Genomic DNA, 13,562 nt, shown 5'->3' on the forward strand with positions numbered 1-13,562 from the left:
TCAATTCCTTATTTCTAAATATCTCTATTTAAAAATCTATCTTTTTTTCTTTGTCATATTTTCCAAAGTAAACCAGATGATACCGACGATCGTGAAGAGTATCACCGGAGCGATCCATGGGTTTTTCTGTACATATCCAAAAAATGCAATGATCGATTCGCTGGCATAGTAGGCACTAAGACCGATAGTTGATACGAACACAATGGAAGCAAAGATATTAAAAAAGATAAACTTTTTAAAGTCATATTTTGCCAAGGCCATAGAGATCGGTACCAATGTCTTTACACCGTAAATGAACTTTTGGATGAAGACGGCCAAAATCCCATACTTTCGCATGATCAATGTAGCCAGTGCTACTTTACGCTTATGTTTTGCAAAATACGGTTGTATCTGTTTTTTCTGATATTTCCCAAGATAGAAAAGGAAGTTGTCTCCCATAAAGTTAGAGATCATCGCTATGACAAGTGCCGTAGTCAAATCCATATTGCCCATAAATGAAAAGACTCCTGCAGCCGCTACGATAAAAAGCGAACCGCCAAACGAAAAAAATGCTACTGCAAAGTATCCCCAAGTCTCCAAAGAAGAAAAATCCATCTAAAAACCTTATTATTTCTTTTGTCACATAGCATTGGGTGAGCAGTTACGTAAGCGTGCATATTTGAGAAGCAAACACGCTACAGTAACGTCTGCTCACTTGCGGAGTGACGCTTTTTTGCCTACTTTTTTCTAAAAAAAGTAGAGAGATACAATCAAAAATATACTGAAAGATCCGGATATACATGTACACCCTATATCTATTAAAAAAAAGGCAAAAAATTATAGTGATAGAAATCATATCTAAAATTGGTTAATGTTATAATCTCACCCATGATCGATACACTTATGAGCATTATCTTTGTCTATGTCTTTATCCTGTTGGGCTACATCGCCAAACGTATCTTCAAAGAGGATATGAACTCCAAGACGCTTACACTTTTTTCTGTCTATTTCTTGCAACCTTTTGTAACCGTTTGGGGGTTTAGTACGGCAAAGCTTGAACTTGCACATATCTATACACCGCTCGTCTATCTGGGGATTATATTTTTGCTACTGCTGCCGACGATCGCACTGGGGAAGATCATCTTTACAGACCCAAAAGAGCGTTCTATCTTCTCCATTGCAGGCTTTGTCGGAAATACGGGAAATATCGGTATCCCTCTAGGGATTGCCCTCTTTGGAGAAGCCAGCGTCATATACACAACACTGATTAACATTGCTAATGTCTTTGTGGTCTACATCATAGGGGTTTATATCTACTCTCGCGGATCGTTCAGTATCAAAGACTCGCTGTTGAATATCATCAAGATCCCTATCATTCCTGCCTCAGCTGTAGCGATCCTGATCAACATCTATGAGATTCCTCTGTCTCATCAGATCGTAGAGTTTTTCAAGATGGGAGCTTACGGCGGAATCGTACTGCAACTGTTTTTGCTTGGTACGTTTTTGCAAGGCATCAAATTCAATGACCTACGTCCGCTATTGATGTTCTCTACCCTTTCACAGAAATTTATACTCATACCGCTCTTTACTGCTACGATACTGAGTTTCACTTCACTGCCGCTGTTTGTTCAGGGTGTGATACTCATGGAGATGATGGTACCTCTGGCAGTCGCCAATATCAACCTGGCTTCACTTTATGACTGCCGTCCAAAAGACGTGACATCACTGATCATGATCAGTACTTTACTCTTCATTCCTATGCTTTTTGTACTCAGTTACATCGTAAATCACTTCTATTTGTGATAAAATTACATACTTATTATTAGGAGTTTCCATGTCTACAAATACCCTTATTATCGGTGCAGGTGGTGTCGGAAATGTCGTTGCGTTCAAATGTGCGATGAATGCTGAGACTTTCGGGAATATCACACTGGCAAGCCGTACAGTTAGTAAATGTGATGAGATCGCAGCTAACGTCAAAGAAAAAACAGGCGTACAAATCGCTACAGCACAGGTTGACGCAGACAGCGTACCGGAACTAGTTGATCTTATCATGAAGACAGATGCAGATATCGTGATCAACGTTGCTTTACCATACCAGGATCTAACCATCATGGATGCATGTACACAGTGCGGCGTCGACTATCTAGATACAGCAAACTACGAGCACCCGGATGAAGCGAAGTTCGAGTACAAAGAACAATGGGCAAGAAATGAGCAGTTTAAAAAAGCTGATATCATGGGACTGCTTGGAAGCGGATTTGACCCGGGTGCAACCAATGTATTCTGTGCTTACGCTCAAAAACATTATTTTGACGAGATCCATACGATCGATATCCTTGACTGTAACGCAGGTGATCACGGTTATCCGTTCGCTACCAACTTCAACCCTGAGATCAACCTTCGTGAAGTAAGTGCTAAGGGAAGATACTGGGAAGAAGGAAAATGGATCGAGACCGAGCCGATGGAGATCATGCAGGTATGGGATTATCCTGAAGTCGGACCAAAAGACAGCTACCTGCTCTACCATGAAGAGATGGAGTCACTGGTAAAACATATCAAAGGCTTAAAGCGTATCAGATTCTTTATGACATTTGGTGCAAGCTACCTTAAACATATGGAAGTACTTCAAAATGTCGGTATGCTCGGTATCGAACCTGTAGAGCACAAAGGACAGCAGATCATTCCTATCGAGTTCTTGAAGACTCTACTTCCTGATCCGGCAAGTCTCGGTCCGCGTACTAAAGGTAAGACCAATATCGGTATTTTTGCAAAAGGGATCAAAGACGGAAAACCTCAAACGATCTACATCTACCAGGTCAAAGACCATGAAGAGTGTTATGCTGAAGTAATGAGCCAAGGTGTAAGCTACACGACCGGTGTACCGGCTATGATCGGTGCGAAATTGATGCTTGAGGGTGTATGGCAGGGAACTGGTGTCTTCAACATGGAAGAGATGGACCCGGATCCGTTTATGGAAGAGATGATGACACAGGGACTTCCTTGGCAAGTCTTGGAACTAGGTGCACATGAAGACCTCAGGGTTGATGACTAATGTCTGAATCCAGTACCTTTTTGGGATTTCCCAAAGAGGGTATCAAGTTTCTTGAAAATATCATACAAAACAACTCCAAAGAGTGGCTTGATGCACACAAAGAGGAGTATGAACGCACTATCGTTACACCAAACAAGGCGTACGTAGAAGAGATGGGCGAGCACCTGCAGATACTGGTGCCCTCCATCCATGCCATTCCAAAGATCAACAAATCACTTTTCCGTATCTACCGCGACGCACGTTTTCACCTGGATGATCCGATCAAAGAGCGTATCGGGATCATCATGTGGCAAGGCGGCGGTCACCGTATGCAAAGCAGCAGCTTCTATATGCACTACGATTTTTATGAAGTATTTGTAGCAGCGGGGATACGAAACTTCAAACCGCCATTGCTTCAAACCTACCGCGAATATATCAAGAGTGATGCAAACCGAGAATCCCTACATACTATTCTGGAAGATCTCAAAGCCAAAGGCTACCAGATCCCTGAACCCGAATACAAACGGCTTCCCGCAGAGTTTGAGAGCGAGCTTTCTTTTGGCTACCTGACCAGATACCGCTCGATGTATGCCTATACGACATTTAAACCCGACAAAACCTTTCATTCCGAGAAGATCATAGACAAAAACTTCAAGATCTATGAAGATCTACTTCCTCTTCAGCAATGGGTCTATGAGCTGACACTCTATGACTCTAAAACGTGAGTGCGATCATACTCATAAACCTACCGCTGCACCCCTGCTCTTTTCTATAAGAGAAATACTTCTCAACCTCACATGAGGTACACTGACCGCTCATTTCGATATGCTCAGCTATTAACCCCGCATCCAGAAGCTGTTTTTGATTGATCAGTGGCAGATCAAGCATATACTTCTCCCCTACCTTATCAAAGGCCTCGGTATCCATAAAGTGCTGTGCAACATCCTCCCCGACTTCATAACAGCATCTTCCGATAGAGGGTGCGATAAAAGCGATGATATCCTCGGGGTCTGAACCGAAAACTTCGATCATCTTCCCTACGGTTTTCCCTGTGATATCTGCCTTGGTGCCTTTCCATCCTGCATGGACCGCAGCGACGATCTCCTTTTTGCTGTCAAATAGAAGCACAGGCACACAATCAGCGGTCAGGATGGTCAGCACGACTCCCTTTTGATCGGTGATCAGTGCATCACAGTTCTCTATGGCATCTTCGATAGTGTGCCACCCTTTACTCTCCCTGCTCTCGATGACCGTGATATTGTCACTGTGGGTTTGGTTGGCTACGATAAAATGGGCATCTATATCTGCTCCCAGCCTTTGTGCCATTTCAAGTCTGTTCGAGATGATCTCATTTGCTGCTTCACCAGTATGCAGTGCAAGGGAGCCGTGATAGGTAAGCTTGCTGTCCTTGGTTGTTACGGCATGTAAACATTGTTCAAATTTTCCCAATAACTTGGAGCAGTAAAATTCAGCCATCCCTTACCTCTAACTTTTTTTGTTATAATACCCAAAAAATGAAGGCGCAGGATGGAGCATTGGTTTGATTTTGACAAACGTATCTTTAAGCACTTCAACTATCTTTTAGTACTCCAGCTGATTCCTCTTCTAGTCATCTCCTCCTATCTGGTCAATGAGATCAACCCTTATCTTTTTACCAAGCAGATGGTCTATTATGTCATTGCAGGGATCGCATTTTTAGTCTCTGCCTTTTTCCCGTGGCGTCAGATACTGTGGTGGTTTGTCCCCCTCTTTTATATCGGGAACCTTGGTTTGCTTGTTGCGGTGGAGTTCGTAGGAAAGTCCATCCTCGGTGCACAGCGTTGGATACAACTGCCGGGGATCGGTGTCACGATACAGCCTTCGGAGTTCATGAAAGTAGCGGTCATCATGACGCTTGCCTACCTTATCCACAAAACCCCTCCGCCGGAAAAAGGATACGGTCTTTGGAAGTTTATCGTGCTCTCTATCGTGATCATCATCCCTTTTGTACTGATTGCCAAAGAGCCTGACCTTGGTACTGCCCTTGTACTGCTGATCACCGGTTATGGTGTGCTCTTTGTCGTGGGGATCAACTGGAAGATATGGTTCACGATCTTCGTGATCGCAGGGTTCAGTGCACCTGTGGTCTATGAATATGGACTCAAAGACTATCAGAAGAAGCGTATCGAAGATGCGCTCAACAAACCAAGCTACCAGGTTAGACAGGCTCTCATCGCGATCGGTTCAGGCGGGATCGAAGGCAAACCTAAAGATGAAGCGACACAGACCCAGCTTGATTTTCTGCCTGTTGCATCTACAGACTTTATCTTTGCATACCTGGGAGAGAGATTTGGTTTTAAAGGGATGATGGGGGTGATCGGTCTGTATATCCTGCTGATCTTCAACCTCCTCTATATCTCGGCTAAATACGCCAAGGATTATCTCATCAAAACCTTTGCTTCGGGACTGGCATTTTTGTTTTTTGTCTACATGGGAGTGAACGTCTATATGATCATCGGACTTGCCCCTGTAGTGGGACTTCCGCTCCCTATGTTCAGTCACGGAGGGACCTCATTTATCATTTTTGCAGTAATTTTCGGAATCCTCCAAAACTTAATTGCATTTAAAGACTTTAGTCGATATAATTCTGACTCGAAAATCACATTGCAACGCAAAGATAGTCGATAACCAAGGGTCTTTAGCTCAGTTGGTTAGAGCACTCGGCTCATAACCGAGTGGTCCGGGGTTCGAGCCCCCGAGGACCCACCACCAATAATCCCCCTAAATTACATCATTTAACGACATTTTAAATAAATCTATATCGTTTAAGTTTTCATTAGGTCCCATGATAGGTCCCATTTATTTAATAAAACTGTAACTTCAAATCGATACTATTTGGTGTACACTATTCCTCATTATTTAGAAGGTTCATACTCGATAAGTTTATCTTTAATAAAGTTCAACTTATCATCAAAATAACCATACCCTCGAATTTCTCCAAATCCAAGAAAATAGCCTCTATCAAACAATTTTTCCTTCTATTTGCTATATTTCTATAACATTTTCTTCTCCAAACCATTCTTTAGCTTTTTCTATAACTGCTTCAGATGGTTCATGATAAAAGACAACTAGATTTTCTTTTGTTCTTGTACAACAAACATAGAATAGTTTTTGTGTTCTTTTTAGAACACTTTCACTTCCATTTTCTAAAAATAGATTTTCAAAATTATATTGCGTCCAATCCCCATTATCTAAAATAACAAGGACATTATCAAATTCATCACCTTTGGTTTTATGTTGGGTTGTAAATGGAGTTCTACCTTCTAAATATTCAAACAACTTTTGAAATTCACTAAATTTAACTTTTTTTACTCTATTATAAACATATTCTTTTTCTCTGATAAATCTTTCCAATTTATCATCTGTCACACAAATACCATCTCTATCTGCTTCATTTATTACTTCTTCAATGGTCTTATCTTCAACATTAATCAAGCTTTCAATTTTGTTCTTTAAATCTATTTTGTCTTGAACTCTATTAATCTTATAGTCTGTAACTGCTAAAAACTCATTAAACTTTCCAGATTGATATAATGAAATAGCTTGTTGAATTTTAAAAAGATGTTTTATTAAATTATCTCTTTTTGAACCTTTTTTACTTTCTTCATCTTCTGTTTGTTTTTTATCATCAATAAGTTGATCTTTATCTAAATATATCTTTCTTACTTCAACAAAAGGTACATCTTTCAACTGATCATATAATTCTCTGTCTGCTTGATTTGCTAATATAATATCTTTTTTCAATTGCCTTTGTCTGTTTTTCAATTGAAATATATCAACTACTGTATCAAAGCTAGCATTTTCATCAAATATTATTTCAGGTCTACCATATTTTTTATCATCTTTAATTTTTTGAGTAATCGCACTTTTCAAGCTTATTATTGGATCTTTATCATATATTGCCATCAAGTTTTGAAAACCTGCTTTTTCTGCAATCAAATTATGTGTTAAATTCAACTCCTTTAATCTTTTATTATCATTAAAATCCCATCCAAAGTTTTCTGTAAGATAATCTCTTAATAAATCTAAATCTGGATTTGTAGAATAAATAAATTTGATTGTCCCTTCTTTTACAGTTCCATCGTCCTGCATATTTGGTGCTTTAGTATCATCTGATGGCTCTTGTACTATTCCATCTGTTCTAAGCCTATTAGCTAATTCAATAACAAGTCTTGGGCTTCTTCTATTTTGTTCTTTTTTTACTTCTTTTATCAAACCTTCTTCAATATAATCATTAATTTCATCAACTCCACTTGAATAGATTGATTGCATTGCATCACCAAAAAAACCTATAGTATTCTTTCTTTGACTTTGTCTAATATGTCTAAGCAAAATATCTACCACTTCTTTATGTGTATCTTGATACTCATCGACAAAAATAAATCTATATTTATCTTTTAATATATCGCATAATTTTATATATGTTCTAAACATATACTCTGACAACCAAATAACTTCATCATGCGAAATAATTCCATTGTTTATTTTTAGATATTCCTTGTATTCAATTTCTTTAATTGCATCAAAAAAATTATCAGGTACAGGATCACCGTCATTATCAATTTTTATTTTAGAATCAGGATCATTAGCAAGTGCTATTAATGAAGCCTTTATTTCTTTTTGAAAATGCTTAATATTATCCCACAGAAAATCATGTATAGTCGATACATCTAAATTTTTATGATTAACTCTTTCTTCAATCTCTTTAACTGCAATATTTGTATACGTCATACAAAAAACTTTCTCTGCTGGATGTTGCTTAATCACCTCTTTAATTACTTGAACCAAAGAGTATGTTTTTCCACTACCTGCACCACCACTTAACAAAAAGTTTTCATCATTGCCTATATGTTCTAATATTTGTTGTAACTCATTCATACTAGTTATCTCTTAGCCAAATTAATCCTTCTTTAATATAAGAAGGTATATCCCATGTGACAATATCATCACCATCGGTAGGAGTTCTGTTAGAATTCATTAATATTTCTATTGCTAGAGGTGGTTTTTTAGTCACTGCTTTTTCTGCAAAATCATAACAATCTATATCATCATCTTTAAATTTTTTTAACCATTTTTTAGTTAAAGAACTAAAAGTATTTGAATCGTTTTTCATGAAATTTTTGTTAATATGGGAAAAACTATCTTCAAAGCTTCTTGCATGATATTCAATATTATCAGAATCCTTTTCTTTAGTTTGATATACAATTAACACAAAACCATCTTCCTTTAGCTCCCATACTTTTGTTTCACTATTTTTAACAAGAATTTTATTGTTAAGCTCTCTATCTACATAGTCACTTAAATTACTTGAACCAAAAAAATACTTCAATGAACTATTGGAAGTCTCTATAGCCTCAGCTTCAGCAACTCTACATGCTTGTATAGTTCTACGTCCATCAACCATTACTTCTTTTCCTGAGTCGATATCAGTTATAATCAATGTTTTAACACCTATAAAGTCTATAAAACTCTCAAATAATTTAGAATGTGCTCCAACTTCTACAATAGATATATTTTGAGACAGAAGCTTTTCATCTTCTGGACTACTTTCCTCATCAATTTTTTTCATCATAGTAGGAAGCAATATCCTCTCAGTATCTCCTTCAATTAATATAGCTTTATCTGCAAAGAAAAGCTCTGCACGATTTAAAGTTAAATATTGTTTTAAAAATCTGTATGTCTCTTCTTCTCTATTTGCTTCATATTCCTTTTCTAAATCTTTTAAGTTTTTTGAAATCACACTATTTTGATTATTTAGTCTTTGTAAGTACTTGATATCATCAAAATTACTCTCTGATACAATATGTGATGAGTGTGTACTAATTATATATTGGAGTTCACGATTAATTTCATCCTGCCTTTTAATTCCATCTGCTAATAGTGATTTGATATTTTTTATAAAAATATATTGCATTTGTGGATGAGTATGAGCTTCTGGTTCTTCGATGAAAAGTAAATTTATATCAGCAGGTTTTTCATCTAAAGTTCTTTTGAAATCGATCAATAACATTTCGATTTCAAATATCATACTAATTAAATTCATATATCCTAAACCATTATAATGTTCAGGTAATGAGTCTCCTTCATGACTATACATTACAGTAGTATTCCCATCCAAAAGTTCCCTATGTTGCAAAGTTGAATGTACAGTTATATTAGACTCTCCTTCTTTAATTCCTCCGAACTTTTTAACTTTTTCTACTACATCCCCAAAAATAATCTGGTAATTGCTATCAAGTACATTATCAGTATCAAGCAGTGTCTTTTTAAAGTTATCTATTGCCGTTTTTTGTTCAGGGGTAGATTCAGTTTTTTTATAAATTTTAGAGGTTTGAGTTGAAAGTGTTTTGTCTATGTCTTTGTTTGAAACTTCTCTTTTTGCTGAAATAAATCTATAATTTATTATATTTTTTAGTGAAATACCTTCTTTTTTAAGATCAATAAATTCCTCTACTTTATGGTCTGCATCAAGTAGAACAGATTTTTGAGTATGATCAAAATATTCATCAAATTCATTTTTAAAAAAAGAGTTAAATTTATCTTCTTCCGTTCCCGTAAAAACTGTATAAGCATCAAAATCTGTTTTCATTTGTTGTAGTTTTGCATATGTCAATACGTATTCAAAATCTAAAATAATTTCGTTATTTGCTTCATCTAAATCCATCATTAAGTTGCTTATATTAGATAAATCATCAGATTCATTATATTCTATGTGTAATCTTAAACGAATACCATCTAATAAATAATCATTTTCAGCTGGTATCCCTTCTATCATAAATTTCAAAATCTCTTTTTTGTAATCAAGATTAAAATCATTGGATGTAAAGTTACCATTGTTCAAGAATTTATTTAACACAACTAATAATGAAGTTTTACCACTATTGTTTTTGCCTATCACTAAAGATAATTCATCCTCTAAGTCAAGTGAAAAATTCTTTAGTAGTCTATAATTATTTACATCGATTTTTTTAATTTTCATATTTCCCCCCAATACAAGATAAGACTACAAGATTATATTATATTTAGTTTTTATCTTGCTTCAGTATTAGAATCCTAAAATAAAATCAAATTTAAATTATAAACTTATACAAATAATTTCAAGGAGTACTCTTATGATTAAATATATAAGTAGAAAACAACTTTATATTCAAGTTTGGAGTCAACCTATGACCCAAGTTGCCCTAAAGTATAGCCTACCAACATATGAGTTAAAAAAAGTATGTGATGCACTTTTAATACCATTACCAAAAGTTGGGCATTGGTCAAAAATAAAACATGGAAAAATTGTACCTATACCAGAATTACCTCCAATTTTTAATAAACTATTCCCTTATGAATACTGCCCTACTCCAAACAAGAAAATAGAAAAACAAAATTCTTCATTCACTGAGAAAATACAAATTAAAAAAACTCTTCAAAATCCTCATCCATTGATTGAAAAAACAAAAGCGACATTAAAAAACATGTCTACAGATGAATATAATATGAAATGTGTTGTAAGAAATGGAATTAATTTAAGAGTTTCAAAGGCAAATGAAAGCCGAGCTTTACGAATAATAGATAGTGTATTTAAATGGTTCGAAAAGAATGGTGCGACAATTTTATATCCATATGAACATAGTACAAATACATATATTCAAATCGAAAATGAAAAAATAGAAATATTTATTAGAGAAAAATCAAAATATATAGGGATGGTTGAAAAAAAATATGGTTCATATTCTCATGAAGTACGAGGATATGAACCCACAGGTATTCTATCTATTGGTATAGGTCCATATTGCTGTTACGGATCAGGTTTACGCAAAAACTTTAGTGATGGGAAAACAAAAAAAGTAGAAGATCAAATTAATGAGTTTGTCAAAAGTGTTTTTGCCCATGCAGAGTATAAAAAGCAGGAAACTATCAAGCGAAAAATCAGAGAAGAGGAACAAGAAAAAATACGTAAAGAACAAGAGCATCTTAAGCAGCGTCAAGAACTAGAACAACAAATGAGTGACCAATTGATGAAAGATGCAAATGACTTTCATCAGAGTCAAAAACTTCATAGTTATATTGAAGAAGTGATAAAAAGAGCAGAAATTCAATATCCAAATAAGATATATCCACAGGGGTTATCTAACTGGATTCAATGGGCAAAAAATCAAGTCTATAAACTAGATCCATTAAATAATAGATTGCCTAATTTTACTACGTAACAAAGATATATAATTAAGACACTGAAATATATACAAAAAGCGTTTGATAAAGTTGCCAAAATTGTGAAGAAAAACTTATTTTTTAGAATGATTGAGATTATAAGGAAGGAAACAGGAATCAAAAACGATTCCTGTATTTTGGACTTAAATTAAAAATCTAAGCCTTTACTAATTACTCTATAGAGCAACACTCTTAATCTTACTAACAACCAATTTTATTAGCCTTTAAGATTTTCATAATCACTCCTTTATACCTATTTAATTAGTTAGATATCTAAAAAATTATATCATAAAAATATATTTTTATTCAATATTTTTACATTTTAATGTAAATTCTATACCTTGTCCCACTAATATAGCACCACTATATTCATACTTTTTTCTATCAACATCATCAACAATTGGTATTAAATTAGCATTAAACATAGGAATTATTCCAAATTCATAACCTTCTGGATAATTTACCTCAAGCTCCCAACCTATAGAACAAGCCGTACTAAAGTGTGCTTCATGTATGAATTTAGAATTATTTTTAAATATTTCTTTTGATTTAAAATTTAAATTTATAATTTCATCTGGTATAACTTCAATATCGTGCTTCACTTGCTCATAATCACCACTTTTCTCTAAGTGCTCAAGAGTAGATTCATCATGCTCAGATATATCATAAGCAACAAATGTGTTTTCAATATCACCATTTTTATGCCATTTTAAAAATAATATACTTGTTTCTGTATAATCTGTAGCAGAATAAATATATGAAAACAACTCTTTAGCATTCTTTTTTGAAATATTATGAAGTTCATACATAACATTTCTATATAAGACCAGTTGACCATCTTCTACTTTAAAATCATAAATCCATCTTACATTTTTTCTTATAACTTGTGCCTGTAAAATATCTGATTTTATTGCATCAAAAATTTCATTGGGAACTAGCCGATTAAAAACACCACTGAAAACATTTCTAAAAAGCTCATCCTTTCTCCTCTCATCCTTTTTCTCCCTTATTTTATCATCGTCTTTTTGAATAACTTTTAATATAAATAATGATATTAATAACGACATCGCAAAAGAATACAAAAAGATTGAAAGAACTTTTAAAAATGGATATTCATACTCATACTTATAAGTGTTCACTATCTTTGTACTATTATTTTCAAAGATATTTATCTGTTTAGCTATAATATTCCCGTCTGAATACCAAACATCAATACTTATTGCAGCTATAATAAGTAGCATCGTAACAATAATTATATAGACCCAATATTTTTTAACAAACCCTTTTGACTTTTTACTCATTTTCCACCTTTACTATCCATTTTATTCATATTTATTATAATCTACTAAACTTATTAAATCTATATTGTTGCATGATTTTAATGACTATAAATTTGAACATGATATATTATTATTTTCACATAATAAACTTTCCGATAAAAAATCCCATATTGCAATAAAATGTTATTGTCAGTCATTTTTACGTTATACTTTATCTGATATAACATAGAAAAATAGAAAGGATATTTTATGGATATTGAAATTACGCAAAATATTGTATTAATTGGAATTGGTGCACTTATATTTTTTATGTACATTACTTCAAGAGCATGGGATCAAGTTTCAGATGAATTAGAAGATCAAAAGGGTACTGGTAAATCAAAGTAACAGAATGGAAGGTATAAGCAGAAAATACTTACCTTACTTCATTGTATCTGTGATTCTAGTTTTGACCTTTGGATTCGCAAATAATCTGATACTCCCTCTTCTGATATTCTTTATCATCTTTTTTTTCTTTTATCTCATATTTAGATATAAAGATCACATCTGGGTTCAAAAAATACTAGATCTATTTTAAAAGAAGACTACTTCTATGAAGCCTGATTTGTAAAGTCCCCTGTATATTTTTGTAAAATAATTTGTTCAGTCGAAAAATTCCAAAACTTTCATTTTACACTCCAATCCTCATATCTATCGACAAAGACACGATTCTTTCCCAGATATAGAAACGGGGTATTTTTTAAAATGTCTCCAATATTTTTTTGAGTCACTCTTCTCTTTAGACTCGAAAGCTGCTATGCTGATACTTTCAAACTTACTCTTTTTAGAGTCGATTCAGGGCTGGGTATCGTTAAAATGCAGGCTCAATGTAGTAAAAAGTTCTCACACTTCTACTTTGTTCTACAACAGTGAAAACCTTTCATTGAAAGGTCTCCGTTGCGTACACTCGTCCGCCGGTAACTTGGGATGCTTACAAGGTAAAAAAGAGCAGAATGACTCAACAAAAAATCACCCAATAAGGGATAAATAAA

Annotated in this window: 11 protein-coding genes and 1 tRNA gene; 7 read left to right on the top strand and 5 right to left on the bottom strand. The window is 34.6% G+C overall.

Annotated features, from left to right (window positions below; genetic code table 11):
* Positions 1-36: 36 nt before the first annotated feature.
* The gene (locus PGH07_RS01095; protein WP_289412044.1) at positions 37-594 is read right to left on the bottom strand and encodes a DedA family protein; all 558 of its coding nucleotides are present in this window, start codon (positions 592-594) and stop codon (positions 37-39) included.
* Positions 595-867: 273 nt separating this feature from the next.
* Here PGH07_RS01095 and PGH07_RS01100 point away from each other — a divergent pair, with 273 nt between their 5' ends.
* The 3 genes from PGH07_RS01100 to PGH07_RS01110 are packed head-to-tail and all read left to right on the top strand — an operon-like array spanning position 868 to position 3,738.
* A complete protein-coding gene (locus PGH07_RS01100; protein ID WP_289412045.1) occupies positions 868-1,782 on the top strand; it encodes an AEC family transporter in 915 nt (304 codons plus the stop codon).
* Positions 1,783-1,813: 31 nt separating this feature from the next.
* Positions 1,814-3,034: a saccharopine dehydrogenase family protein gene (locus tag PGH07_RS01105; RefSeq protein WP_289412046.1), complete on the top strand. Its 1,221-nt coding sequence runs from the start codon at positions 1,814-1,816 to the stop codon at positions 3,032-3,034.
* Positions 3,034-3,738: a TIGR02453 family protein gene (locus PGH07_RS01110; protein ID WP_289412047.1), complete on the top strand. Its 705-nt coding sequence runs from the start codon at positions 3,034-3,036 to the stop codon at positions 3,736-3,738. The genes PGH07_RS01105 and PGH07_RS01110 overlap by 1 nt, the downstream gene beginning before the upstream one ends.
* On the opposite strand, the gene pgeF is transcribed toward PGH07_RS01110, so the two are convergent.
* Positions 3,728-4,489 (bottom strand): peptidoglycan editing factor PgeF, encoded by a 762-nt coding sequence (pgeF, locus tag PGH07_RS01115; protein ID WP_289412048.1) that lies wholly within the window; start codon positions 4,487-4,489, stop codon positions 3,728-3,730. The genes PGH07_RS01110 and pgeF overlap by 11 nt on opposite strands.
* A 51-nt stretch (positions 4,490-4,540) precedes the next feature.
* Here pgeF and PGH07_RS01120 point away from each other — a divergent pair, with 51 nt between their 5' ends.
* Both PGH07_RS01120 and PGH07_RS01125 read left to right on the top strand, forming a co-directional pair.
* Positions 4,541-5,680, top strand: coding sequence for an FtsW/RodA/SpoVE family cell cycle protein (locus PGH07_RS01120; RefSeq protein WP_289412049.1), 1,140 nt, complete (start codon positions 4,541-4,543; stop codon positions 5,678-5,680).
* 4 nt (positions 5,681-5,684) lie between these two features.
* Positions 5,685-5,761 (top strand) — tRNA-Ile (locus PGH07_RS01125).
* Positions 5,762-6,037: 276 nt separating this feature from the next.
* On the opposite strand, the gene PGH07_RS01130 is transcribed toward PGH07_RS01125, so the two are convergent.
* Positions 6,038-7,930 (bottom strand): UvrD-helicase domain-containing protein, encoded by a 1,893-nt coding sequence (locus PGH07_RS01130; protein ID WP_289412050.1) that lies wholly within the window; start codon positions 7,928-7,930, stop codon positions 6,038-6,040.
* A 1-nt stretch (position 7,931) separates the two neighbouring features.
* A complete protein-coding gene (locus PGH07_RS01135) occupies positions 7,932-10,031 on the bottom strand; it encodes an ATP-dependent nuclease (RefSeq protein WP_289412051.1) in 2,100 nt (699 codons plus the stop codon).
* Positions 10,032-10,164: 133 nt separating this feature from the next.
* Here PGH07_RS01135 and PGH07_RS01140 point away from each other — a divergent pair, with 133 nt between their 5' ends.
* Positions 10,165-11,250, top strand: coding sequence for a hypothetical protein (locus PGH07_RS01140; protein WP_289412052.1), 1,086 nt, complete (start codon positions 10,165-10,167; stop codon positions 11,248-11,250).
* A 303-nt stretch (positions 11,251-11,553) separates the two neighbouring features.
* On the opposite strand, the gene PGH07_RS01145 is transcribed toward PGH07_RS01140, so the two are convergent.
* A complete protein-coding gene (locus PGH07_RS01145; protein WP_289412053.1) occupies positions 11,554-12,552 on the bottom strand; it encodes a hypothetical protein in 999 nt (332 codons plus the stop codon).
* Between the two features lie 228 nt (positions 12,553-12,780).
* Between PGH07_RS01145 and PGH07_RS01150 the strand changes: the two genes are divergently transcribed.
* Positions 12,781-12,918, top strand: a complete 138-nt coding sequence (locus PGH07_RS01150) for a hypothetical protein (RefSeq protein WP_289412054.1) — start codon at positions 12,781-12,783, stop codon at positions 12,916-12,918.
* Positions 12,919-13,562: the final 644 nt, after the last annotated feature.

This window comes from Sulfurovum zhangzhouensis, from assembly GCF_030347965.1.
In the GTDB taxonomy this organism is placed as follows: Bacteria; Campylobacterota; Campylobacteria; order Campylobacterales; family Sulfurovaceae; genus Sulfurovum; species Sulfurovum zhangzhouensis.

What these genes read in the sequence shown, in the direction of transcription:
- PGH07_RS01120 (WP_289412049.1), top strand. Translation starts at nt 4,541, where the DNA reads ATGGAGCATTGGTTTGATTTTGACAAACGTATCTTTAAGCACTTCAAC.
- PGH07_RS01135 (WP_289412051.1), bottom strand. Translation starts at nt 10,031, where the DNA reads ATGAAAATTAAAAAAATCGATGTAAATAATTATAGACTACTAAAGAAT.
- PGH07_RS01150 (WP_289412054.1), top strand. Translation starts at nt 12,781, where the DNA reads ATGGATATTGAAATTACGCAAAATATTGTATTAATTGGAATTGGTGCA.
- pgeF (WP_289412048.1), bottom strand. Translation starts at nt 4,489, where the DNA reads ATGGCTGAATTTTACTGCTCCAAGTTATTGGGAAAATTTGAACAATGT.
- PGH07_RS01100 (WP_289412045.1), top strand. Translation starts at nt 868, where the DNA reads ATGATCGATACACTTATGAGCATTATCTTTGTCTATGTCTTTATCCTG.
- PGH07_RS01140 (WP_289412052.1), top strand. Translation starts at nt 10,165, where the DNA reads ATGATTAAATATATAAGTAGAAAACAACTTTATATTCAAGTTTGGAGT.
- PGH07_RS01130 (WP_289412050.1), bottom strand. Translation starts at nt 7,930, where the DNA reads ATGAATGAGTTACAACAAATATTAGAACATATAGGCAATGATGAAAAC.
- PGH07_RS01095 (WP_289412044.1), bottom strand. Translation starts at nt 594, where the DNA reads ATGGATTTTTCTTCTTTGGAGACTTGGGGATACTTTGCAGTAGCATTT.
- PGH07_RS01105 (WP_289412046.1), top strand. Translation starts at nt 1,814, where the DNA reads ATGTCTACAAATACCCTTATTATCGGTGCAGGTGGTGTCGGAAATGTC.
- PGH07_RS01145 (WP_289412053.1), bottom strand. Translation starts at nt 12,552, where the DNA reads ATGAGTAAAAAGTCAAAAGGGTTTGTTAAAAAATATTGGGTCTATATA.
- PGH07_RS01110 (WP_289412047.1), top strand. Translation starts at nt 3,034, where the DNA reads ATGTCTGAATCCAGTACCTTTTTGGGATTTCCCAAAGAGGGTATCAAG.